21 protein-coding genes are annotated in these 23638 nt (G+C 73.4%); 10 read left to right on the top strand and 11 right to left on the bottom strand.

The window, feature by feature from the left end; all coding sequences use genetic code 11:
• Positions 1–33: 33 nt before the first annotated feature.
• From ACFXMG_RS23605 to ACFXMG_RS23585, 5 genes are all read right to left on the bottom strand, one after another.
• Positions 34–2895, bottom strand: a complete 2862-nt coding sequence (locus ACFXMG_RS23605) for an FtsX-like permease family protein (RefSeq protein WP_383814455.1) — start codon at positions 2893–2895, stop codon at positions 34–36.
• The gene (locus tag ACFXMG_RS23600) at positions 2892–3635 is read right to left on the bottom strand and encodes an ABC transporter ATP-binding protein (RefSeq protein ID WP_383814457.1); all 744 of its coding nucleotides are present in this window, start codon (positions 3633–3635) and stop codon (positions 2892–2894) included. The genes ACFXMG_RS23605 and ACFXMG_RS23600 overlap by 4 nt, the downstream gene beginning before the upstream one ends.
• A gap of 140 nt (positions 3636–3775) precedes the next feature.
• Positions 3776–4459 carry a PadR family transcriptional regulator gene (locus ACFXMG_RS23595; protein ID WP_383814459.1) on the bottom strand — a complete coding sequence of 228 codons (684 nt, stop codon included), beginning with the start codon at positions 4457–4459 and terminating at the stop codon, positions 3776–3778.
• A gap of 98 nt (positions 4460–4557) precedes the next feature.
• Entirely contained in the window at positions 4558–5445 is an 888-nt protein-coding gene (locus ACFXMG_RS23590; RefSeq protein WP_383814461.1) for a hypothetical protein, read from the bottom strand.
• A 219-nt stretch (positions 5446–5664) separates the two neighbouring features.
• Positions 5665–7341 carry a protein kinase gene (locus ACFXMG_RS23585; protein WP_383814463.1) on the bottom strand — a complete coding sequence of 559 codons (1677 nt, stop codon included), beginning with the start codon at positions 7339–7341 and terminating at the stop codon, positions 5665–5667.
• A 289-nt stretch (positions 7342–7630) separates the two neighbouring features.
• Here ACFXMG_RS23585 and ACFXMG_RS23580 point away from each other — a divergent pair, with 289 nt between their 5' ends.
• On the top strand, positions 7631–9319 hold the full coding sequence (locus tag ACFXMG_RS23580) for a protein kinase (protein WP_383814465.1): 1689 nt from the start codon (positions 7631–7633) through the stop codon (positions 9317–9319).
• Between the two features lie 8 nt (positions 9320–9327).
• On the opposite strand, the gene ACFXMG_RS23575 is transcribed toward ACFXMG_RS23580, so the two are convergent.
• The 3 genes from ACFXMG_RS23575 to ACFXMG_RS23565 form a co-directional block, all read right to left on the bottom strand.
• Positions 9328–10344, bottom strand: coding sequence for a phosphotransferase (locus ACFXMG_RS23575; protein WP_383814466.1), 1017 nt, complete (start codon positions 10342–10344; stop codon positions 9328–9330).
• A 15-nt stretch (positions 10345–10359) separates the two neighbouring features.
• Positions 10360–10791 carry a pyridoxamine 5'-phosphate oxidase family protein gene (locus tag ACFXMG_RS23570; protein WP_383814468.1) on the bottom strand — a complete coding sequence of 144 codons (432 nt, stop codon included), beginning with the start codon at positions 10789–10791 and terminating at the stop codon, positions 10360–10362.
• Positions 10792–10944: 153 nt separating this feature from the next.
• Positions 10945–11604 (bottom strand): response regulator transcription factor, encoded by a 660-nt coding sequence (locus ACFXMG_RS23565; protein ID WP_351844912.1) that lies wholly within the window; start codon positions 11602–11604, stop codon positions 10945–10947.
• Between the two features lie 342 nt (positions 11605–11946).
• On the opposite strand from ACFXMG_RS23565, the gene pdhA reads away from it, so the two are divergent.
• From pdhA to ACFXMG_RS23535, 6 genes are all read left to right on the top strand, one after another.
• The gene (gene pdhA / locus ACFXMG_RS23560) at positions 11947–13128 is read left to right on the top strand and encodes a pyruvate dehydrogenase (acetyl-transferring) E1 component subunit alpha (RefSeq protein ID WP_383814470.1); all 1182 of its coding nucleotides are present in this window, start codon (positions 11947–11949) and stop codon (positions 13126–13128) included.
• Positions 13129–13130: 2 nt separating this feature from the next.
• On the top strand, positions 13131–14111 hold the full coding sequence (locus ACFXMG_RS23555) for an alpha-ketoacid dehydrogenase subunit beta (protein WP_383814472.1): 981 nt from the start codon (positions 13131–13133) through the stop codon (positions 14109–14111).
• Between the two features lie 10 nt (positions 14112–14121).
• Complete coding sequence (locus ACFXMG_RS23550) at positions 14122–15525, top strand: dihydrolipoamide acetyltransferase family protein (RefSeq protein ID WP_383814474.1); 1404 nt, start codon at positions 14122–14124, stop codon at positions 15523–15525.
• 74 nt (positions 15526–15599) lie between these two features.
• Positions 15600–16070 (top strand): hypothetical protein, encoded by a 471-nt coding sequence (locus tag ACFXMG_RS23545; RefSeq protein ID WP_383814476.1) that lies wholly within the window; start codon positions 15600–15602, stop codon positions 16068–16070.
• A gap of 98 nt (positions 16071–16168) precedes the next feature.
• Positions 16169–16843 (top strand): GntR family transcriptional regulator, encoded by a 675-nt coding sequence (locus ACFXMG_RS23540; protein WP_383814478.1) that lies wholly within the window; start codon positions 16169–16171, stop codon positions 16841–16843.
• Positions 16840–18156: a nitrate/nitrite transporter gene (locus ACFXMG_RS23535; protein ID WP_383814480.1), complete on the top strand. Its 1317-nt coding sequence runs from the start codon at positions 16840–16842 to the stop codon at positions 18154–18156. Before ACFXMG_RS23540 ends, ACFXMG_RS23535 begins: the two co-directional genes overlap by 4 nt.
• A gap of 13 nt (positions 18157–18169) precedes the next feature.
• Here ACFXMG_RS23535 and ACFXMG_RS23530 read toward each other — a convergent pair whose 3' ends face one another.
• A complete protein-coding gene (locus ACFXMG_RS23530) occupies positions 18170–18997 on the bottom strand; it encodes a maleylpyruvate isomerase family mycothiol-dependent enzyme (protein ID WP_383814482.1) in 828 nt (275 codons plus the stop codon).
• Positions 18998–19160: 163 nt separating this feature from the next.
• Here ACFXMG_RS23530 and ACFXMG_RS23525 point away from each other — a divergent pair, with 163 nt between their 5' ends.
• Positions 19161–19964, top strand: a complete 804-nt coding sequence (locus ACFXMG_RS23525) for a carbon-nitrogen family hydrolase (protein ID WP_383814483.1) — start codon at positions 19161–19163, stop codon at positions 19962–19964.
• Between the two features lie 32 nt (positions 19965–19996).
• Positions 19997–21187 carry an SMI1/KNR4 family protein gene (locus ACFXMG_RS23520; protein ID WP_383814484.1) on the top strand — a complete coding sequence of 397 codons (1191 nt, stop codon included), beginning with the start codon at positions 19997–19999 and terminating at the stop codon, positions 21185–21187.
• Here ACFXMG_RS23520 and ACFXMG_RS23515 read toward each other — a convergent pair.
• Positions 21156–21764, bottom strand: coding sequence for a hypothetical protein (locus tag ACFXMG_RS23515; protein WP_383814486.1), 609 nt, complete (start codon positions 21762–21764; stop codon positions 21156–21158). The genes ACFXMG_RS23520 and ACFXMG_RS23515 overlap by 32 nt on opposite strands.
• Before the next feature lie 152 nt (positions 21765–21916).
• Here ACFXMG_RS23515 and ACFXMG_RS23510 point away from each other — a divergent pair, with 152 nt between their 5' ends.
• Complete coding sequence (locus ACFXMG_RS23510; RefSeq protein WP_383814488.1) at positions 21917–23125, top strand: trans-sulfuration enzyme family protein; 1209 nt, start codon at positions 21917–21919, stop codon at positions 23123–23125.
• An 18-nt stretch (positions 23126–23143) separates the two neighbouring features.
• Here ACFXMG_RS23510 and ACFXMG_RS23505 read toward each other — a convergent pair whose 3' ends face one another.
• The gene (locus tag ACFXMG_RS23505) at positions 23144–23629 is read right to left on the bottom strand and encodes an LURP-one-related/scramblase family protein (protein ID WP_384902039.1); all 486 of its coding nucleotides are present in this window, start codon (positions 23627–23629) and stop codon (positions 23144–23146) included.
• Positions 23630–23638: the final 9 nt, after the last annotated feature.

The raw sequence follows: 23638 nt of genomic DNA, 5'->3' as shown, positions 1-23638 counted from the left end.
CCGCGGAGGCGTCGGGCCGCCCCGCGAACGACGTCAGATCGCCGCCCGCCGGGCCACCGCCCCCTTCGAACGGGTCACCAGGGCGGCCAGCAGGGCCGCGCCGAGCGGGACGGCGACGAGCAGGGCCGCCAGCGTCTCCCAGGGCACCACGATCGGCACGTACGGCGGGGTGAGGTCGCCGCCCCAGCCCTCCGCGATGCTTTGCTCGTGGAAGCGGAGCTGCTGGCGCTCCTCGGTGAGCCGCAGGCCCAGCGCGGGGAGCAGTCCCGCGACCGAGCCGAGGACGACGCCCATCGCGGCGACCACCCCGCACTGGAAGCCGCTGAGGGTGCGGCGGACGCGCGGCGGGGCGCCGACGGCGGCCAGCGTCTTCAGGTCGGCCTCGGCGTCGGCCTGGGCGAGACCGGTCGCGATGCCGGCGGCGCCGATGGTGACCAGGCCGGCGAAGACGGTCAGCGCGAGCAGGAAGATGCCGTCGTCGGAGACGTACCCCTCCTCGACGGTGAGGTCGATCCCGGCGCCGAGGCCGGCGATCTCGGCGTCGAGCTTCTGGCGCTGCTCGCTGCCGGGCAGCTTGTCGGTGCTGAAGTAGGCGCCGACGGGGACGGTGGGGAGACCGGCGGCCTTGGCGGTCGCGGGGGTCATCAGCACCTGGAGGCCGTAGGACTTCGGGCTGCCGGCCACCTGGTGGGCGGGGACCGAGACGGTCCGGCCCGGACGGGGCTTGTTCTCCATCGACGCCTTCTCGGCGGCCCGCACGTCGGTGATCACCTTGATGCCGACCGTGCCGTCCTTGGCGACCAGCGGCTTGTGGAAGGTGACGGCCTTGCCCTCGGCGAGGGCACGGACGGCGCCCGGGTCGTCGATGCCGAGGACCTTCAGGAGGCGGGCGTCGCCGACGAGGAGTCCGCCGTCGACGTAGACGCCGCCGCCCCGGGTCTGCTCGCAGCGCCAGTCCTCGCGCATCATCGTGCGCCGCTGCTCGGGGGTGAACTTCTCGGACGGGTCGCTGCCGTCGGTGGTCGCGGCCCACATGGGGCACTCGTTGGCGGGCGGCACCAGCACCTCGTATTGGCCGCAGCCGGCGCCGCCGCCCCAGGGCGGGCAGCCGGGCTTGCCGATGGCGACGCGGGAGACGTCGGCGCGGGTCTCGACCGGCAGGTAGCGCTGGACGGCGGCGGCGACGGCGGGGACGTCCCGGCCGTTCTCGTCCATCTGGAAGAAGGAGACGGCGCCGTGCGGCAGGCTGGCGGTGTACTCGGCCCGGTACTGGGCGTCGCTGCTGGAGGTGTACGTGGCGACGGCGACGGTACCGGCGACGGCGGCGAGGACGGCGGCGACCGCCGGAGCCGTACGGCCCCGGTTGCGGACGGCGTCACGGAGCGCGAGCCGCGGCGAGAGCGGCAGCCAGCGGCCGACCCGCCCGAAGAGCCCGACGATGGCGGGGGTCATGGCGACCACGCCCAGCTCGGCGAGGGCCGAGCCGCCGGCGACGATGATGAACTGGTCGGTGACGACGGAGCCGTAGAGGGCGATCGCCGCGCCGAGGAGGAGCGCCACCAGGCCGAGGACGGGCAGCACCTTGCTGGTGGAGCGGACGCCGCGGCGGCCGGTGAGCGAGGCGAGCACGGTCTGCCGGGAGGCGGTGACGGCCGGGACGATGGCGGCGAGCAGACCGGTGAGGACGGCGAGCAGCGCGATGCCGAGGAGTTCGAGCGGCCGGATGTCGAAGGAGCCGAACCGCTGCCCCAGGTACTCCTCCAGGAAGGGCTGGAGGGCCAGGGTGAGGACCAGGGCGAGCACCGTGCCGACGACGGCGGCGGCGACACCGATGACGAGGCCGCCGCTGAGCACGATGGCGCGGATGTGGCTGCGGGAGCCGCCGTTGGCGCCGACCAGGCCGAGCTGGCGGCGGGAGCGGCGGGCGCCGACCGCGAAGGCGGGGCCGGCGAGCAGGCAGATCTCCAGCATGGCCAGGCCGACGACGGTGGCGATGGAGGCGAGGACCATGGCGTTCGCGGCGCCGCTGGACTCGTAGTCGCCCCAGCCCTCCCGCTGGTAGAGCGGGACCTCGGAGTCGGCGGGCGGGTCGAGCTGGACGGCCCGGGAGACGACCGTGATGCCCTTGGTGTTGATCTCCTTCACGTCGTTCCACGTGAAACCACCGGCGCGCTGCACCAGATAGGTCGTGGAGGAGCCGGGGGCGAGCCCGCCGGCCTTCTCCACGGCCTTTCCGTACGGGGCGAGGAACGCCCCCGGAAGGGCGGTGATCTGGGCGGAGTTCAGGCTGTCGGGCAGCTCGTAGGAGCCGACGATCCGGTACGGCCGCTCGAAATTGCGAGCGGAAACGGTCGAGCCGATCGAGAGACCGCTCTGCTCCAGGAACGCGGAGGTGGCGATCACCTCGTCGGCCTTCTGCGGATGCCGCCCGTCGAGGAGGGTGAGCATGCCGGCGGCCATCGGGTCGTCCGACTTCAGCTCCCGGACGTCGGCCTGGAGCAGGCCGTGCACGGTGGTCAGCTTGGCCCCGCCCTGGGTGTCGGTGATCCAGCGGGCACCGGCGGGTATCGCCTTGCGGGGGTCGGTGGAGCCGCTGGGCCAGGGGGAGGTGTCGTCCTCCTTCGCCGGGGCGAAGTTGTCACCGGCGGGGGTCTGGAAGAGGGCCTGGCCGCCGAAGCCGGGGTCGCTGAAGGAGGCGTCGGCGGCGCCGAGGGAACGTTCCAGCTTCTCGCCGACGGAGAGTTCGGAGCTGCGGATGGTGAGATCGGCGGCGCTGACCCCGAGGATGGGGAGGGCGATCATCGCGAGGACGAGCGCGCTGCGGCCCTTGGCGCGCCAGGCGTCGCGGCGGGCGATGCGGATGGCCGCCCGCCAGGAGTGGAACCAGGTCTTCACGCGTCCGCCACCCGGCCCGTCAGGAGGGAGTCGGCCTCGCTGCGCACGGTCTGATCGACGATGGCGCCGTCGCGCAGGAAGACGACCCGGTCGGCCCAGGCGGCGAAGCGCGGCTCGTGGGTGACGAGGACGCCGGCGGCGCCCGCGTCGCAGCGGGAGCGGAGCAGGGCGAGGACGGACTCGCCGGTCTCGGAGTCGAGGGCGCCGGTGGGCTCGTCGGCGAGGACGAGACGGCGGTCGCCGACGAGGGCGCGGGCGATGGCGACGCGCTGCTGCTGGCCGCCGGACATCTCGTCGGGGAAGCGGTCGGCGAGGTGGCCGAGGCCCATCTCCTCCAGGGCGGCGAGGGCCTCGACGCGCGCCTTGCGCGCGGAGGTGCCGTCCAGCTCCCTCGGCAGGGAGACGTTCTCGGCGGCGGTCAGCGCCGGGATGAGGTTGTAGTCCTGGAAGACGTATCCGATGCTGCGGCGGCGCAGGGCGGCGAGTTCCTTGACCCCGGCGGTGGTGATGTCGGTGTCCTCGACGATCACCCGGCCGGAGGTCGGGGTGTCGAGCCCGCCGGCGATGGTGAGCAGCGTGGACTTGCCGGAGCCCGACGGCCCCATGACGGCGACGAGTTCGCCGGGGTGCACGTCGAGGTCGATGCCGCGCAGCGCGTGCACCTCGGTGGCGCCGGACCCGTGCACCCGGGTCAGGTTCTGAAGGCGCAGCACGGGCTGCGCGGCGAGCGGTGTGGTCATGGAGGGGTCCCCCTTGGACGCGCGCGGCGAACGGCCGCGCACGGATACGAGCGGTGTGGTGAAAGAAGCGCGTGCGGTGCGATGAACAGACAGGCTGAGCGAGGAAAGAAACGCGTGCGGTACGAGGCTCGGGCCCCGGGTCAGCGGCCCCCGCCCCCGGCCCCGGCCCCCGGCGGACCCCCCGACCCGACCCCCGCCTCCCGCTCCCCCACCCTCGCCCCAAGCCCGCGCCGAGCCCCGGCCCCTGACCCCGCATCGGCGACGGCGGGGGCGGTGGCGGTGGCGGAGAGGCGGATCAGCCGGGCCTCGCAGTGGTCGAGCCAGCGGGCCTCGGCCTCGGTCTGGAAGATCAGCTGCTCCAGGACGAGGAGCCAGGCCACGTCGTCGCGTTCGCGCGAGCCGCCGGTTTCGAGGGCGGTGAGGGCCTGGGCCTTGAGCCGGGTGTAGTCCTGCATCGCCTTCACGGTGTGCCGGCGCTGGGACTGGATGACCTCGCGGATGTCGACGCCGGGTGCCCCGACGGCCATGGCGAGCTTGATGGCGAGCTCGTCGCGGGCGGGGCTGGTGCGGTCCACGGGCTTCTCGAACCAGGTGCGCAGTTCGGCGCGGCCGGCCTCGGTGATCGCGTAGAGCGCGTGCCCGGCGCCGTCCTCGCCGCTCTGGCCGACCAGGCCGTCCCGTTCGAGCCGGCCCAGGGTCGTGTACACCTGGCCGACGTTCAGGGGCCAGGTGGAGCCGGTGCGGGACTCGAACTCGGTGCGCAGCTGGGAGCCGTAGCGAGGGCCGTGTTCGAGGAGGGCGAGGAGCCCGTGGCGGATCGACATACCGAGTATGTATACCGGGTATGCCGAGGGCGGCAACCGTCGTGAGGGGGACCCGGAGGGTCCGCCTCAGGAGGGAGCGGGCGGGGTCGGGCGGGCGCTCAGCGGCGGCGCAGCCGCAGCCCGAGGAAGCCGAGGCCGAGGCCCATCAGGGTCAGTCCCACGCCGAGGGTGAGCAGGGGAACGCGCTGGTCGGTGGCGGTGGCGGAGTTCCGCACGGCGAACTGCGGGGCGACGGCGGGCCGGCTGCCGCGGGCCGCTTCGGGGCGGACGGACGCCTCCTCCTCGGGTACCTCGGCCTCCTCCTCCGGGAGGCCCTCGGCGGGGCGGGATTCTGTAGCGGTTCTGTCACGTGTGGGGGTCGCGGAGGCGCTGTCCTCCGTGGGGGTGGCCGGTTCGGGGCGGCCGGGCCGGGTGCGGCCCTCTCCGGCGGGCCGCCCGGCGAGGGAGGGGGAACCGGTGGGCGTCGGCGCGTCGCTGGTGCGGGCGGGCTCGGGGGCGGGCGCGGGCGCGGCGGGCTTGCCGGGGCGGGGGCCGCGGGTCCCGGCGGGTGCGGTGGTGCCGGTTCCGCCGGTCGCGGTGGGCGCGGGCGCGGTCGTACCGGGGACGCCGGTCCCGGTGGGCGCGGGCGCGGGCGGCCGGCCGGTCCCGGTACTGGCGCCCGGCCCCGGGGGCGTACCCGGCCGGCGGGTCGGGGCGGGACGACCGGACGTGGCGGACGCCGACGGAGAAGAGGACACAGAGGCGGAGGCGGACGCCGACGCGGGCGCGGAGGAGGGCCGCAGGCTGGGGAGGGAGGCGGCGGGCGCGGTGGGCCCGTGGGCGGGGCCGCGCGCGGGGGAGACGGCGCGTCCGGCGGGGGCCCCCGAGGAGGAGCCGGCGGGGGTTCCGGCGGCCGTGGCGAGGGGCGCGCCGGTGATGCCGTACAGGGTGAAGGCGCAGGCCAGGGCGGGCGCGAGCGCGGCCCTCCGGAGGGCTCGACCCCTCACGTGTACGCCGAAGGCACCGCCACCGGGTTCACCGCGTCCGAGACCACCGTCTCCACGTGCGCCGTTACCGCGTCCGCCGGTCCCGCCGTGTCTGGGAGTCACCGGGAAACCCTTCCCTGCCGTGCCGCCGAGGTGTCCGACTCAGCGTCACATACAGGGATGATTCCGGCATCCGGGCGGCTACTCCAGGCGGCTACTCCGGGCAGCTGTTCCGGGCGGCTACTTCTGGGGGTTGCCCGTGGAGATCTCCAGCGTGAACTCGGCGTCGTCCACGCTGATGTCCGTACCGGCCGACGGGTACTGGTTCATGATCGTGTCCTCGCCGTACGTGTTCTCGTCCGTCGGGTTCTGCTTGATGATCTTCCAGCCGGCCGCGCGGACGCAGTCCTTCACCGAGGCGAGGTTCTTGTAGGTGAAGTCCGGCACCTCGAACTTCTCGGGGTCGTCGCTCGACTCCCTCGGCTCGGTGCACTTCTTCGTGTCGATGGTCTTCGACAGGTCCGGGCCCTTGTGGCCGGGCCTGTCGGGCTGGGTCTGTTCGGTGGCGGTGCCGCCGGTCCCGCCGCCGGTGCCGCCCGCGGTGGGGTCCTTCTCCGTCCCCCACGGGTCGAGGGCGATGAGGACACCGCCGACGGCGAGCAGGGCGACGAGGATCGCGCCGACGATCACCGGCGTGTTCCGGCGCGGGGCGGCGGCCGGGACGTGGGCCGGCACGTGCGCGGGCGCGTGCGCGTAGGAGACCGGCGGCGGGGTCCCGTAGCCGGGAGCCGGCGTCGGCGCCTGCTGCGGGTAGCCGTACGCGGGGCCGGGCACCGGGCCGGGCATCGGGGTGGGCGCCGGGGTCGGCGGGCCGTACGGGCCGGGCTGCGGGGCCGGTGCCTGGTACGGCTGCTGGACGTGCGGGGCGCTCTGGTGCGGCGGCGGGGTCTGGCCGACCGGCGGGAAGACGGCCGAGCCGACGCCCGAGCCGCTGTTCACCGGGCCGCCCGCGACGATCACGGGGGCGGCGGACTGGCCGGCGGAGAGCACCCGCAGGCACTCGTCGCGCATGGCGGCGGCGCTGGGGAAGCGCTCGTTCGGGTTCTTGCGCAGCGCGCGGCCGACCAGCGCGTCCATCGCGGGCGTCACGGAGCGGTTGACGGAGGACGGGGCGACCGGCTCCTCCTGCACGTGCGCGTACGCGATGGCGAGCGGCGAGTCCGCGTCGAAGGGGAGGCGGCCCGTCAGCAGCTGGAAGAGCATGATGCCGACCGAATAAAGGTCGGAGCGGGCGTCCACCGGCCGGCCCAGGGCCTGCTCGGGGGAGAGGTACTGGGGGGTGCCGACGACCATGCCCGTCTGGGTCATCGAGGTGACGCCGGACTGCATGGCGCGGGCGATGCCGAAGTCCATGACCTTCACGACGCCGCGCTTGGTCATCATCACGTTGCCGGGCTTGATGTCACGGTGGACCAGCCCCATCTCGTGACTGACCTCCAGGGCGGCGAGCACGTCCGCCGTCACCTTCAGCGCCTTGTCGGCGGGCATCGCCCCGTACTGGCGGATGTCGGCGGCGAGGACCGAGCCGAGCGGTTGCCCCTCCACGTACTCCATGACGATGTACGGCATGAGTCCGCCGTCGAGGGTGTCCTCGCCGGTGTCGAAGACGGAGACGATGTTGGTGTGCGAGAGCTTCGCCACCGCCTGCGCCTCGCGGCGGAACCGCTCGCGGAAGGACTGCTCGCGGCCCAGCTCCGTGTGGAGCGTCTTGATCGCGACCTGGCGGTCCAGCGCGCTGTCGTACGCGAGGTGGACCGAGGCCATGCCGCCCTCGCCGAGGAGGTCGCGCAGCTGGTAGCGGCCGTTCGCGACCGAACGGCCCGAGTAGCGGCCGCCCTGAGCGCCGTCGTGGCTCATGTGTGCTGTCCCCCTGCGCCCCGCGGCGTCGGTCCGTCGTCTGCGGCCGGGCCCCGATGTCCCGCCGATTCTGCGCCAAGTCTGCCCGAGGCCCCTGACACGTCAAGCCGGGTGCCCGTTCCGTGACCCTCCGCACAGCCGGTGTCGCGGAGGGGGCGGACGAAACTCACGGAATTTGCACAGGCGTACACGAGAAGGGTTGGATGGCCGGTCACCGCGGACCGTGATGTCGTACGAAGCCTGTAGCGTGACGACTGGACACGGCACGCACAGACGACGGCGAGGACTCATGGAACCCGGATCCGACGCAGGTGGCGGTGTGCCGGGCGCTGCCGGGGAGTCATGGGGGCTCGACCGCGTCGTCGGCGACGGCCGCTACCGCCTGACGCACCGTCTCGGGCGCGGCGGCATGGCCGAGGTCTTCGCCGCGGAGGACGTGCGGCTCGGCCGCACCGTCGCGGTGAAGCTGCTGCGCTCCGACCTCGCGGAGGACCCGGTCTCCAAGGCCCGGTTCACGCGCGAGGCGCAGTCGGTCGCCGGCCTCAACCACCATGCGATCGTGGCGGTGTACGACTCCGGCGAGGACGTCGTGGACGGCCGCCCGGTGCCGTACATCGTGATGGAGCTCGTCGAGGGCCGCACCATCCGTGACCTGCTGGTCAGCGCGGAGGCGCCCGGGCCCGAGCAGGCGCTCGTGATCGTCTCCGGCGTCCTGGAGGCGCTGGCGTACTCGCACCAGCACGGCATCGTGCACCGCGACATCAAGCCGGCCAACGTGATCATCACGCACGCCGGCGCCGTCAAGGTCATGGACTTCGGCATCGCCCGCGCGCTGCACGGGGCGCAGGCCACGATGACGCAGACCGGCATGGTCATGGGCACGCCGCAGTACCTCTCCCCCGAGCAGGCGCTCGGCAAGGCCGTCGACCACCGCTCGGACCTGTACGCGACGGGCTGCCTGCTCTACGAACTCCTCGCGCTGCGGCCCCCCTTCACCGGTGAGACGCCGCTGTCGGTGGTCTACCAGCACGTGCAGGACATCCCGGTCCCGCCGTCCGAGGTCCGCGGCTCGACGCCGCCGGAGCTGGACGGTCTGGTGATGCGCTCGCTCGCGAAGGAGCCGGACGACCGCTTCCAGAGCGCCGAGGAGATGCGCGGGCTGATCCAGTACGGCCTGGAGATGCTCCAGCAGCAGGGCGGTCACACCGGCACCTGGAGCACCGGCCCGGTGACCCTGCACGAGGGCGGGCACACCCCCGTCCACGGCATGACGGCGACGACGGCCATGGGCCACCCGCCGCACGGCGAGACGGCCCAGGGCCGGCTCGTCCCGCTGCCCAACCCCGACGACGGCGGCTACTACGGCGGCTACGCCGAGGGCCCCGGCACCGGTGGCACGGGCGGTACCGGCGGCTATGGGCAGAACGGCGGCTACGGCGGCCAGGACGGCGACGGGGGCAAGCGCTCCAGGATGGTGCTGTTCGCGGCGCTCGCCGTGGTCGCGATCGTCGCCGGTGTCGTCTTCGCGGTGCAGATGGCCGGCGGCGACGACAAGAAGAAGGACCCGGTCACGACGCCGACGTCGGTGTCGCAGTCGCCGTCCACGACCTCGGAGGAGCCCACCCCGTCCGAGGAGCCCTCGGAGGAGCCGAGCACCGAGCAGCCGAGCGACACCGACGGCGGCGGCAGCGGCAGCACCACGTACGAGCCGTGGAACCCGCCGACCGACCCGACGACGACGCCTCCGACGACGACGCCGCCGACCACGGAGCCGACGCCCACCGAGGCGCCGACGACCGAGCCGACGGAGACCGGCGAGCCGAGCACGGAGCCGACGCCCAGCGAGGAGCAGACGACGGAGCCGTCGGACGGCGGCACCGAGACCGGCGGCGGCGAGACCGACGCGTCCGGTGGCAGCAACGGCGACCCGAACACGCAGCAGCCCGGCGACACGGGCGACACCGGGACCATCCCCTAGAGACCCAGTCAGGCGGAGAAGGCGTCGCGGACGGCGTCGTACTCCCGGGTCCACCACACGGCCAGGGCCGACACCGCGGGAAACTGCGGGTCGGCCCTGTGGTCGTTCAGCTGGTAGCGCCAGCGCAGCGTCCAGAAGTCGTTGAGCCGCTCCCACCACACCCGGTGCACCGCCGTGGCCAGCTCGGTGCCGTCGGCGCCGGTGGCCCCCCGGTACGCGCGCGCGTAGGCCCGTACCTTCTCCAGCGCCAGCTCGCCCCCCGGCCGTACGAAGAAGATCGCGGCGGCCCGGACGGCCTCCTCCGCGCGGGGGCGGACGCCCAGGCGGTCCCAGTCGACGATCGCGGCCGGTTCGGCGCCCCGGTAGAGCACGTTCAGCGGGTGGAAGTCCCCGTGCACCCAGCCGGCCGCGGCGGGCGCCGGAGGGCGCCGGTGGGCGTGCTGGGCGAGGAGCCGGCGGCGCTCCCGCAGCCGGTGCTCTGCGAGCGCGTCGAAGCTGCCGTGCGGGCGGTGGGCGCGGGCGAGGCGGATCAGCTCGGCGATGTCCGTGAAGGTGTCCTCGGGGCGGGCGCTGTCGTTCCGGTCGCCGGGCGGCGGGGGCTCCATGACCCGGTCGAGGGTGGTGTGGACGCGCCCGAGGAGGGCGCCGAGGCGGCGGGAGCCCCCGGTGGTCAGCTGGGCGCCGTCGCGGTGCCGGCCCTCGACCCAGGGGTGCAGGGCGTAGCAGCGGCCGCCGATGACGGCGACGGTGCGGCCGCGGCTGTCGGGCAGCGGCGGGGCCACCGGCAGGCCGAGGGCGTGCAGCCGCTGGGTGGCGCGGTGCTGGCGGGTGATGGTGGCCCGGTCGGCGGTGGGCGCGTCGAGGTGCTGCTTGAGGAAGTAGTGGCCGCGGGTGGTGGCGAGCCGGTAGCCGCGGTTGAGCAGGCCCTCGGTGACGGGGACGCAGGACAGGGGCTCGCCGGCGTGCGGGTGGCGGCGGAGCAGGGCGCCGACCGGAGGAGCGGAATGTTCAGATGAGCGCGGCACTCCGCAGATGTTAGATCACGCCGCGTGATGCAGGTGTCGCGGTGCGGAGGCGGCCCGGGGGCCGTAGTCGATGCTGTGCACGGTGACGAACTGGGGTTCGATCCGCATGAAGACGGGGACGAAGGGCTCGCCGTCCACGCTCACCGGTTCGGGGCCGAAGGCGGCCAGTTCCGCCGCGGTCGGCTCGACGATCTCGGCGGTGCCGGTGAACTGCACCGAACACAGGGAGCCGGACTCGGGATCGAGGTCGTCCGCCCCGTAGGCGACGACGCTGCCGTTGCACGCCTGGTGGTAGCCGAGCCCCTCGTGCATGCGGATCAGCACGCTGCCGCCGGACACGATGTGCCGGGCGGGTGCGACGAAGGGCATCGCCCGCATGCTCGTGGCGACCCGGCCGTACGACGCACGGCCGAGCAGTTCGATGGCGCGGATCTCCTCGGTGGACATGCCTCCACTCTCCGCCACCGGCACCCCGTCGGGAAAGGGGCCCCGGCCCCGCGTCGGCGGGGACGTAGGTCCCGAATGCCGTCCGCGGGCCCGGACTGCTCCCTTCGGGTGAGACCGTCGGGGAGGGCCGGGCCCGTCAGGGGGTCCGCCGGCTCAGTGCCGCTCGGCCTGCATCCGCGCCACGTAGGCGGCGGCCTGCGAGCGGCGCTCCATGCCGAGCTTCGACAGCAGGCTGGAGACGTAGTTCTTGATGGTCTTCTCCGCGAGGTGGAGGCGCTCGCCGATGGCCCGGTTGGTCAGGCCCTCGCCGATCAGATCGAGGATCTTGCGCTCCTGCTCGGTGAGGTGGGCGAGCTTGTCGTCGCCCTTCGGGTTGTTGCCGTCCCGCAGCCGCTCAAGCACCCGCGCCGTCGCCACCGGGTCGAGCAGCGACTTGCCCGCCGCCACGTCCCGGACCGCGTTCAGCAGCTCGTTGCCGCGGATGGCCTTGAGGACGTACCCCGAGGCCCCGGCCATGATCGCGTCGAAAAGCGCCTCGTCGTCGGCGTACGAGGTCAGCATCAGACATTTGATCGACTCGTCCTGGGAGCGGACCTCGCGGCAGACCTCGACACCGCTGCCGTCCGGCAGCCGCACGTCGAGCACCGCCACGTCGGGGCGGGTCGCGGGGATCCTGACCAGGGCGTCGGCCGCGGTTCCGGCCTCGCCGACCACCTCGATGTCGTCCTCCACGGAAAGCAACTCGTGGACGCCGCGCCGGACCACTTCATGGTCGTCCAGCAGAAATACCCGGATTTTTCCTTCTTCGCGCACGAAGCCAGTCTCACATATTGGCTCTTCCGGTGCCCGGGGTGCGCGGGTTACGGTGCCGGATGTTCCGACGAGGGTGTCGGGCCGTTCCAGGGTGCGCTGACCAGCGCGAGCTCCCGCTTTTCTCGATTTACTTGGAAATCCAAGCAAAATCGCAGGTCAAGTGGGGTTTCGCAGGAATGCCGTGCAATGGGTAACGTGCTTGATGAGGCGCTCGCCGGGACAACTGTCACGCCCGACCCCGGCCGCGTCGCACCCACCCCGTGCGCAGGGTACGGATAAGGCGGAGAGCCGCACTGGCCCAGCCGGCGAACCCGGGGGCCGGACCGACGGAGGAGCACGCACGTGACCGTGGAGAGCACTGCCGCGCGCAAGACGACGCGACGCAGCAGCGGCGCCAAGCGCGCCACCGGCGCCAGCGCCGGCGCCAAGAAGGCCGACCAGGCCCCGGCCGGGGAGCCCGAGCTCGTTCAGCTGCTGACGCCCGAGGGCGAGCGCGTCCAGCACCCCGACTACGACATCGACCTGAGCGCCGAGGAACTGCGCGGTCTCTACCGCGACATGGTCCTCACCCGCCGCTTCGACGCCGAGGCGACCGCGCTCCAGCGCCAGGGCGAGCTGGGCCTGTGGGCCTCGCTGCTCGGCCAGGAGGCCGCCCAGATCGGCTCGGGCCGGGCCCTGCGGGACGACGACTACGTCTTCCCGACCTACCGCGAGCACGGCGTGGCCTGGTGCCGCGGCGTCGACCCGACCAACCTGCTCGGCATGTTCCGCGGCGTGAACCACGGCGGCTGGGACCCGAACAGCAACAACTTCCACCTGTACACGATCGTCCTCGGCTCGCAGACCCTGCACGCCACCGGCTACGCCATGGGCATCGCCAAGGACGGCGCGGACTCCGCCGTACTCGCCTACTTCGGCGACGGCGCCTCCAGCCAGGGCGACGTCAACGAGTCGTTCGTCTTCTCGGCGGTCTACAACGCGCCGGTCGTCTTCTTCTGCCAGAACAACCAGTGGGCCATCTCCGAGCCCATCGAGAAGCAGACCCGCGTCCCGCTCTACCAGCGCGCCCGCGGCTTCGGCTTCCCCGGCGTCCGCGTCGACGGCAACGACGTCCTCGCGTGCCTGGCCGTCACCCGCTCGGCCCTGGAGCGCGCCCGCCGCGGCGAGGGCCCGACGCTCGTCGAGGCGTTCACCTACCGCATGGCCGCCCACACCACCTCCGACGACCCGACGCGCTACCGCCGCGACGCGGAGCGCGAGGAGTGGGAGGCGAAGGACCCGATCCAGCGCCTGAGGACGTACATGGAGAACGAGGGCCACGCCGACGCGGCCTTCTTCGAGGAGCTGGAGGCCGAGAGCGAGACCCTCGGCAAGCACGTCCGCGAGGTCGTCCGCGCCATGCCGGTCCCGGAGCACATGGCGATCTTCGACAACGTGTACGCGGACGGGCACGCGCTCGTCGACGAGGAGCGTGCGGAGTTCGCCGCCTACCAGGCGTCCTTCGCGAACGGAGAGGCCGAGTAATCATGGCTGTGCAGAAGCTTCCCCTCGCGAAGGCGCTCAACGAGTCGCTGCGCAAGGCCCTGGAGACCGACCCCAAGGTCGTCGTCATGGGCCTGGACGTCGGCAAGCTCGGCGGTGTCTTCCGCATCACCGACGGCCTCCAGAAGGACTTCGGCGAGGACCGGGTCATCGACACCCCGCTCGCCGAGTCCGGCATCGTCGGCACCGCGATCGGCCTCGCGCTGCGCGGCTACCGCCCCGTCGTGGAGATCCAGTTCGACGGCTTCGTCTTCCCGGCGTACGACCAGATCGTCACCCAGCTGGCCAAGATGCGGGCCCGCTCGCTCGGCACGGTGAAGATGCCGGTCGTCATCCGCATCCCGTACGGCGGCGGCATCGGAGCCGTCGAGCACCACTCCGAGTCCCCCGAGTCGCTCTTCGCGCACGTCGCGGGCCTCAAGGTGGTCACCCCGGCGAACTCCTCCGACGCCTACTGGATGCTCCAGCAGGCGATCCAGAGCGACGACCCGGTCATCTTCTTCGAGCCCAAGCGCCGCTACTGGGACAAGGGCGACGTCGACGTCGAGGCGATCCCCGGCGAGCTCCACAGGGCCCGGGTCGCCCGCGAGGGCACCGACCTCACCCTGGTGGCCTACGGCCCGATGGTGAAGACCTGTCTGGAGGCGGCCGCGGCCGCCGCCGAGGAGGGCAAGTCGATCGAGGTCGTCGACCTCCGCTCGGTCTCCCCGCTCGACTTCGACACCATCCAGACCTCGGTCGAGAAGACCGGCCGGCTGGTCGTCGTCCACGAAGCACCGGTGTTCTTCGGCTCCGGCGCGGAGATCGCCGCCCGGATCACCGAGCGCTGCTTCTACCACCTGGAGGCCCCCGTCCTGCGGGTCGGCGGCTACCACGCGCCGTACCCGCCGGCGCGCCTGGAGGAGGAGTACCTGCCGGGCCTGGACCGCGTGCTCGACGCCGTCGACCGCTCGCTGGCGTACTGAGGAGAGCACGATGACGATCCGCGAATTCAAGATGCCCGACGTGGGCGAGGGCCTGACCGAGGCCGAGATCCTCAAGTGGTACGTCCAGCCCGGTGACACCGTCACCGACGGGCAGGTCGTCTGCGAGGTGGAGACGGCCAAGGCCGCCGTGGAGCTGCCGATCCCCTTCGACGGCACCGTGCACGAGCTGGTCTTCCCCGAGGGCACCACGGTCGACGTCGGCCAGGTCATCATCTCGGTGAACGTCGGCGGCGACGCGCCCGCGACGGCGCCCGCCCCGGCCGCCCCGGCTCCCGCCGAGTCCCCGGCCCCCGTTCCCGTCGCCGCCCCCGAGGCGGAGGCCGGGGCCGAGGAGCCGCAGGGCCGCCAGCCGGTCCTCGTCGGCTACGGCGTGGCCGCCTCCTCCACCAAGCGGCGGGCCCGCAGGACCGCGCCCTCCGTGGTGGTCCCCGAGCAGCTGAACGGGCACGGCTCGGTGGCCGTCGAGGCGAGGCCGCTGGCCAAGCCGCCGGTGCGCAAGCTCGCCAAGGACCTCGGCGTGGACCTGAAGGCGGTCGTCCCGACCGGCCCGGACGGGATCATCACCCGCGACGACGTCCACCGCGCCGCGGCTCCGGCCCCGGCGGCCCCGGCCGCACCCGAGGTCGTGGCGGCCCCGGCTCCGGCCGCGCCGGCCCCGGTCCAGGCGCCTGCCGCCGTCGCCACCGGCGACGCGCGGGAGACCCGGGTCCCGATCAAGGGCGTACGGAAGGCCACGGCGGCGGCCATGGTCGGCTCGGCCTTCACCGCCCCGCACGTCACCGAGTTCGTGACCTTCGACATCACGCGCACGATGAAGCTGGTCGAGGAGCTCAAGGCCGACAAGGACATGGCGGGGCTGCGGATCAACCCGCTCCTCCTCGTCGCCAAGGCCGTCCTGGTCGCGGTCCGCCGCAACCCGGAGATCAACGCGGCCTGGGACGAGGCGGCGCAGGAGATCGTCCTCAAGCACTACGTGAACCTGGGCATCGCCGCGGCCACCCCGCGCGGTCTGATCGTGCCGAACATCAAGGACGCGCACGCCCAGACCCTGCCGGAGCTGTCCCGCTCCCTGAGAGAGTTGGTCGCCACCGCCCGCGAGGGCAAGACGACCCCGGCGGCGATGCAGGGCGGCACCTTCACCATCACCAACGTCGGCGTCTTCGGCGTCGACACCGGTACGCCGATCCTCAACCCGGGCGAGTCCGCGATCCTCGCGGTCGGCGCGATCAAGCTCCAGCCCTGGGTCCACAAGGGCAAGGTGAAGCCGCGTCAGGTGACCACGCTGGCGCTCTCCTTCGACCACCGCCTGGTCGACGGCGAGCTGGGCTCCAAGTTCCTCGCCGACGTGGCCGCGGTCCTGGAGCAGCCGAAGCGGCTCATGACCTGGGCGTAGTAGCCCGGTTGGCGTGTTTCACGTGAAACATCCGGTGGTGGCATCCGTCCACCACCGGATGTTCTGCTGGGGGGATGGATCTCCCTCTCGAACCGCCCCACGGCGCCGGGCCCGTACGCCTCGGCATGACCTTCGACGAGGCCCTGGCCGCCGTCGCGCCCTGGGGCGAGCCCCGGAGCCGCGTCCGGCCGGGCCCCCGCCCGGACACCATCCACGCCTCCTGCGCCGGCATCGGCGTCGACGTGCACCTGGAGGAGGACGACCGGGTCACCGCCGTCGAGTTCTGGTGGCCGGGGGAGGGGCGGACGAGCACCACCCGCGTCCTCCTCGGCGGACGCGACGTCTTCACCACCCCCGCCGACGCACTCCTGCGCGGGCTCGACATCCACGACGGCGACACCGAGGACCCGTTCGTCCCCGGCCTCTCCCTCGGCTTCACCCGCCGCACCTCCCAGGAGGTCCCGCGCCGCCCCGACGGGCTGCCGGTCCACTTCACCTCCGTCCTCGTCGGCGGCGCGGACTACTACGACTTCAGGCTCCGCTGAGTCCGGTGGGGGATCTGTTGTAAGGGCCCGTCTGCTGTAAGGGTCCAAGATGCGGACGCGGCTGTCAGACGCATCCCACTTGTATCTATGCTGTGCGCATGCCATCAGCCGCGCCCCCCTCCGCCGAACAGCCCGTCAAGCAACCGCCCGCCGCCGAGCGCGTCTACAGCCACGTCAAGCGGGCGGTGCTCGACCGCCGTTACGAGGGCGGGACCCTGCTCACCGAGGGGGAGCTGGCCCAGGCCGTGGGGGTGTCGCGCACCCCCGTCCGCGAGGCGCTGCTGAAGCTGGAGATGGAAGGGCTGCTGAAGCTCTACCCCAAGAAGGGCGCCCTCGTCCTCGCCGTCTCCGCCCAGGAGATCGCCGACGTCGTCGAGACCCGCCTCCTCGTCGAGGAGTTCGCCGTCCGCCGCGCCGTCCCCGCGCCGCCCGCCCTCCTGACCCGCCTCGAAGAACTCCTGGAGGAGCAGCAGCGGCAGGCAGGCGCCGGCGACCTCGCCGAGGTCGCCGTCACCGACCGGTGCTTCCACGCCGAGATCGTCCGGTACGCGGGCAACCAGATCCTGTCCCGCCTCTACGACCAGCTCCGCGACCGGCAGCTCCGCATGGGCGTCGCCGTGATGCAGGCCCACCCCGACCGGGTCGCCCAGAACATCGCCGAGCACGCCGAGATCCTCGACCGCCTCAGGGCCGGGGACGCGGAGGGCGCCGCCGCCGCCGTCCGCGGTCACCTGGGCCGCGTCGGCGTCCTGGTCCGGGGTGAGGACAGGTGAGCGGCCGCAACGGCTACGGCTCCGCCGTCACCCTCCCCGGCGACCCGCCCGGCGGCCGCCGCGCCGCGCTCGTCTGGGGCGTCGGCGTCGCCGTCTACTTCGTCGCCGTCATCTTCCGGACCTCGCTCGGCGTCGCCGGACTCGACGCCGCCGACCGCTTCCACGTGGGCGCGTCCGCGCTCTCCACCTTCTCCATACTCCAGCTGCTGGTCTACGCGGGCATGCAGATACCCGTCGGCCTCATGGTCGACCGGCTCGGCACCAAGAAGGTCCTCGCCCTCGGCGTCGTCCTCTTCACCCTCGGCCAGCTCGGTTTCGCGCTCTCCCCGTCGTACCCGATGGCCCTCGCCTCCCGCGCTCTCCTCGGCTGCGGCGACGCCATGACCTTCATCAGCGTCCTGCGGCTCGGCGGCCGCTGGTTCCCGGCCCGCCGCGGGCCGCTCATCGCCCAGCTCGCCGGCCTCATCGGCATGGCGGGCAACCTGATCTCGACGGTCGTCCTCTCCCGCGCCCTGCACGGCCTCGGCTGGACCACCACCTTCGTCGGCAGCTCCCTCGCCGGCGTCCTGGTCCTGGTCCTGCTGCTGGTCTTCCTCAAGGACCACCCGGAGGGGTACGAGCCCACTCCCGTCCGCCACGCGGGCGCCGCCTACGTGCGCCGGCAGATCGCCGAGTCCTGGCGCGAGCCCGGCACCCGGCTCGGCCTGTGGGTGCACTTCACCACCCAGTTCCCCGCGATGGTGTTCCTGCTGCTGTGGGGGCTGCCGTTCCTCGTCGAGGCCCAGGGCCTGTCCCGGGGCACGGCGGGCGAGCTGCTGACCCTCGTCGTGCTCTCCAACATGGCCGTCGGCCTCACATACGGGCAGATCATCGCCCGGCACGGCGGAGCCCGCGCCCCGCTCGCCCTCGGTACGGTCGCCGCCACCGCCCTGCTGTGGGCCGCGACGATCGCGTACCCCGGCGACCACGCGCCGATGTGGCTGCTCGTCACGCTCTGCCTGGTCCTCGGGGCCTGCGGACCGGCGTCCATGATCGGCTTCGACTTCGCCCGCCCGGCCAACCCGCCGGAGCGTCAGGGCACCGCCTCCGGCATCGTCAACATGGGTGGTTTCGTCGCCTCGATGACGACGCTGCTCGCCGTCGGCGTGCTGCTCGACGCGACCGGCGACAACTACCGGATCGCGTTCTCCTCGGTCTTCGTCCTCGAAGCCCTCGGCGTCGTCCAGATCCTGCGCCTCAAGTCCCGCACCCACCGGCGCGAGCGCGAACGCCTCGTCGCCAGCCGCGTGGAGGCCGTCCACGTGCCGGTATAGGGACCGCGGCTCCCTAGTTCGGCGTCACCGCGAAGTGGTCGAGGATCGCGGCGGCCAGGTCCGCGTCGCCCTCGGTCTTGATCCGGTCGGCCACCTCGGCCGGCCGGACCCGGCCGCAGGCCAGCCGGACGTACGTCTCCCAGTCCGTCGCCAGCGTCACCGCCGGGCCCAGCGACGGCGCCCCGTCGATCGAACCCCGCCCCTCCGCGTCCACCCGGACCGTCCGCAGGAACTCCACCGGCCCCGTCACGTCCACCACGACCGCCGAGGACGCCGGCGCGCCCGCGTCCTTCGCGACGACCTTCGGCAGCGCCTCCAGGAGCATGTCCCGCGCCACCAGCGCGCCCGGCGAGTCCAGGTTCCCCGGCGTCCCGAGCGCGACCCGCAGGTCCTGCTCGTGCACCCAGGTGTCGAAGGCCCGCAGCCGGTAGCCCTGCTCCAGGGTCTGCTCCGCGCCCAGCGGGGCCCGGATGACGTGCTCGGGGGAGCGGTTCTCGTTGCGGAGCTGCCGGGCCCGGCGGATCAGGATGTACTCCAGCTCCGAGGTCATCTCCGGCGCCGTGTGGTGCCGGCGGACGTCGACCTGCACCTCCATGTAGCGGGCGAACTCACTGCGCACGTGGTACAGGTCGCGGGGGAGCGAGTGGATCGGCCGCGGGTCCCCGAGCATCTCCGTCTCCATGCCGATCACATGGGACACGATGTCGCGGACCGACCAGCCGGGGCACGGGGTCGCCCGGTTCCACTCGCCCTCCACGAGCGGCTGCACCAGCTCGGCTATCGCTTCGATGGAGTGGGTCCAGGCGTCGGCGTAGTTCTGGAGGCTGGGATGGACGGTCACGGGACCCCTCGACGTTCTTCGGTGCGGGCTGAAAACACGACTGGGCGACAGTGGAATGGGAGGCTCGGACGCTAAGTTACGCTCCCCGGGAGCACCCCGGCAGTGCTTTCGTGTGACGATCGTAGGCCGGTGTTGACGGCTTCAACGCCAGGACGGTGGTAGTGTGCGCGCCTCGCTGATCCAGATCGCGGTAGACCCGGACGAACCGGTCGCCGACCGGCGGGCCCGCGCGGCCCGCCTCGTACGGGAGGAGCGCGGGGCCGCGGACCTCGTCGTCCTCCCCGAGCTGTGGCCCGTCGGCGCCTTCGCCGCGGACCTCTTCGAGCCCGAGTCCGAGCCCCTCCACGGCCCCACCTACGAGGCGATGGCGGCGGCCGCGCGGGACGCCGAGGTCTGGCTGCACGCCGGCTCCTTCGTGGAGGCCGTCGGCGGCGCGCTCCACAACACCTCGCTCGTCTTCTCCCCCGACGGCGAGCTCGTCGCCTCCTACCGGAAGATCCACCGCTTCGGCTTCGACAAGGGCGAGGCCGCCCTCATGGCCCCCGGGGAGGACCTGGTCACCTTCGACCTGCCGCACCTCACCGTCGGCGTCGGCACCTGCTACGACCTGCGCTTCCCCGAGCTCTTCCGCGGCCTCGTCGACGCCGGCGCCGAAGCCTTCGTCGTCCCCGCCGGCTGGCCGGCCCGCCGCCTCGCCCACTGGCGGCTCCTCGCCCAGGCCAGGGCCGTCGAGAACCAGGCGTACGTCCTCGCCTGCGGTACCGCGGGCACCCACGCGGGCATCGAGCAGGCCGGGCACTCGCTGGTCGTCGACCCGTGGGGCGAGATCCTGGCGGAGGCGGGCCCCGGCGAGGAGATCCTGCGCGTCGTCCTGGACCCCGCGAAGCCCGCCGCGATCCGCGAGGAGTTCCCGGCCCTCAAGGACCGCGTCCTCGGCCTCGCCGCACCCCGCCGCACCCGGGTCTGACGGGGCACGCGCGCGTGGAGGGGGACGAGGGCATGGCGGCAGGGCACGAGGGTACGTCGGACGGGCACGTGCGCGTGAAGGCGGACGAGGATACGGCGGCCGGGCACGTCGCCGCCTTCGCCGGGCTCTTCGGGCCGCCGCCCGAGGGGCCCGCGATCCCCGTCGCCTGGCAGGCCGTGGAGGAGTGGCTCGGGCTCCGGCTGCCCGCCGACTACAAGGCGGTCGCCACCGTCTACGGCCCCGTCGACCTCGGCGCGCGGCTCTGGATCCAGACTCCGTACGCGGGCGACCGCGGCGGCTTCGACTACGGCCGTTTCGTCGGGGAGCACCGCCGGATGGCCCCCGGCGTCCTCCCCTTCGGCTCCACCCGCACCGCCGACACCCTCTTCTGGGACACCAACGCCTCCGACGACCCCGACGCGTGGCCGGTCGTCGTCCACAGCCCCGACCGGGAGCGCGCGGACGGCGACCCCTGGCGCCGGCTCGGGGTGCCCCTCCTGCCCGCCCTCGCCCTCCTCGTCGACGAGGGGCTGCCCCGCACCCTCGCCCGCAGCGCCCTCGCCGAGGACGTGACCACGCTCTGGACCCCGCCGCCGCGCCGCCCCGCGCCGACCCCGGAGCAGCGGGCCGCGCTCACCGGCGGCGGCACCGGACTCGACACCCTCACCGCCCTCGTCCCGCCGCCCCCGGAGCCGTACCTCGGCGCCCGCGACTGGGAGTGGACGTACGACCAGCTCGGCACCGGCCTCCCGACCGAGTACGTCCGTCTGATGGAGACGTACGGCGGCGGCGTCTGGTGCGACTGGCTGCGCTTCCACCTCCCCCACGGCAGCGGGCGGTACGACCTCGCGCCCTGGGCGGAGTGGTACACCGGCAACTACCGGGACCTGCGCGCCGACTATCCCGAGTTCCATCCGCTGGCCGTCTGGCCCGAGCCCCGCGGCTTCCTGCCCTTCGCCTCCACCATCGACGGCGACCAGCTGGGCTGGCTCGCCGAGGGCGACGACCCCGAGACCTGGCCGCTGACCGTCGACCCCCGCCACGCGCGCGTGGGCCCGCCGCTCACCGGCACCCTCACCGAGGTCCTGCTCGCCTGGCTGCGCGGCGAGCTCACCGCCGAAGGGCTCCCCCGCCTCACGTACGCGCACGAGGACCCGATCGACGTCATCGGATACGAGCCCCGGACGGCACCTACGCCTGGGACTCCGCCCACAGTCGCGTGACCCGGGAGAAGGCCGCGCGGACCGCCCCGCCCCGGGTGAGCGCCGCGCGGTCGACGCCCGCGAAGACCAGGGCCAGCGTCAGGTCCGCCGCGAGCGCCCGGCCCGTCACCGTGACCTCCAGGCGCCGCCGGCCGCCGCGCCCCGCCCCGCGCACGGCCACCCGGACGCCCGGGTCCTCGCCGTCGGCCTCCCGGGTGAGCGTCCAGGAGCGCCGGTTCTCCGCCCACAGGCGGTAGTCGTCGCCGCCGTACCGCAGCCGGAGCCCCCGCTGCCGGGCCGTCGCGCCGAAGCGGTTGCGCTCCATGCGGACGAGCGCGCCGCCGAGCCGGAGCGTCGCCCGGTTCAGCGTCGGCAGCCGGATCAGGTCCGCGTGGACGCCCCGCGCCTCGTACGACGCCTCCGGGAGCAGCCCGCCCCGCAGCTCGGAGACGACCACCTCCGGCACGGTCTGCCGCAGCGGCGCCTCCACGGTGACCTCGCCGAACTCGGCCGACGTACCGCGCCAGCCGGCCCGCCGCTCGTACCCCTTCCCCTCCCGCCACGGACGCAGCGCGAAGGGGGTGACGGTGGTGTGCATGGGGCTCCTCCCGCGGACTCGCTTCCCTTGACCCTCGCACGGCGGACGAACAGCCCCCCGACCGGGTCGCCTCCGGAGTTCCCGGTGAACTTCGAGCCAATCCAACGCGATTGGCACTGGGAGGGACGGAACACTCTCCGGAGACTGGGTACATGAGCAGCGAACGCGATCACTCCGCCACCTCCGGCCTCCGTCCCGAGACCCTCGCCGTCCACCCGCCCCGGGTCGAGATCACCGGCAGCGTGCCGCTCGGCGTCCCCCTCCACCAGGGCCACGTCTTCGCCTTCGAGTCCGCCGACGCCCTCGCCGACTCGATGCACTCCGGCGACTCCTTCCTCTACAGCCGCATGGGCAACCCCACCGTCCGCACCCTGGAGGAGGCCGTCGCCCGCCTGGAGGGCGCCGCCGGCGCGCTCTCCTTCGCCTCCGGGATGGGCGCCATCAACACCGTCCTCCTCGGGCTGCTCTCCGGCGGCGGGCACGTCATCGCCCAGCGCTGCCTGTACGGCGGTACGTACGCGATGCTCACCGACCTCGCGGCGCGCTGGGGCGTCGAGGTCAGCTACGTCTCCGGCACCGACCCGGAGGAGGTCGCCGCCGCCCTGCGGCCGACCACCCGGCTCCTCTACCTGGAGACCATCGCCAACCCCACCACCCGCGTCTCCGACATCCCGGCCCTCGCCGCCGTCGCCCGCGCGGCCGGCGTCCCGGTGGCCGTCGACAACACCTTCGCGTCCCCGCTGCTGTGCCGCCCGCTCTCGCTCGGCGCCGACCTCGTCATCCACTCGGCCACCAAGTTCCTCGGCGGCCACGCGGACGTCCTCGGCGGCATCGTCGCGGGCGACGACCTGGAACTCCTCGCCCGGCTGCGTCACTTCTCCGTCGAGATGGGCGCCTCCACCGACCCCTTCGCCGCCTGGCTGACCCTGCGCGGGATGCAGACGCTGTCGCTGCGGATGGAGCGCCACTGCGCCTCGGCCGCCGAGATCGCCGGCCGGCTCGCGGAGCACCCGGCGGTCGCGGCCGTCCGCTACCCGGGCCTGGCGGGCCACCCGGACCGGGCGATCGCCGAGCGGCTGCTGCCGGACGGCGCGGGCGGTGTGATCTCGCTCGACATCGAGGGCGGCCGGGACGCCGGCCGGGCCTTCGTCGAGGCGGTCCGGCTGGCCTCCCTGTCGGTCTCCCTCGGCGACGTGAAGACCCTGGTCATGCACCCGGCGTCCACCTCGCACCGCCAGCTCGACGCCGCCGCCCTGGAGGCGGCCGGCATCGGCCCCGGCACGGTCCGCCTCTCGGTCGGCATCGAGCACGTCGAGGACCTGTGGACGGATGTGGACCAGGCGCTCTCGAAGGCCCTGTGATCCAGGGCCGGTCCAGGGTCAGTCCTCCCGCTCGGCCATCCGGATCACGCACACCGCCACCGCGATGAGCAGCGCCGCGTCGGCGTCCTCGCGGACCACGTCCACCGCGTAGGTGTCGCGGACGTGGAGCCAGCGGCGGGAGATGTGGGCGAGGAGTTCGCCGTCGTACTCGACGGCGAACTCCCGGTCCAGGATCCGCCCGCTGACGTCGAGTTCGGTCCCGTCGACGAGCGTCACGCGGTAGTGGTTGCGCAGCAGCGAGAGCCGCTTGCGGCGGATCTTCGCCAGCGGCCGCTCGTCCCGCTCGATCGTCATCGCGTCCCGCAGGCTGAAGAACTTCTCCCGCAGCGTGACGAGCACCTGCCCGTCCGGGTCCTTCAGCTCCAGGGTGTCGCGCAGCCGCAGCGCCTTGCCGTCGACGAGGAAGGCGTGGCGGCCGTCCTCGTCCTCGATCCAGTAGTCGTCGCCGATCGCGAAGATCTTGTCCCGTACGAGGTATTTCATGCGAGATGT

This window comes from Streptomyces sp. NPDC059201, assembly GCF_042754585.1.
Classification (GTDB): domain Bacteria; phylum Actinomycetota; class Actinomycetes; order Streptomycetales; family Streptomycetaceae; genus Streptomyces.
This window is presented reverse-complemented; position numbering and strand designations above follow the sequence as displayed.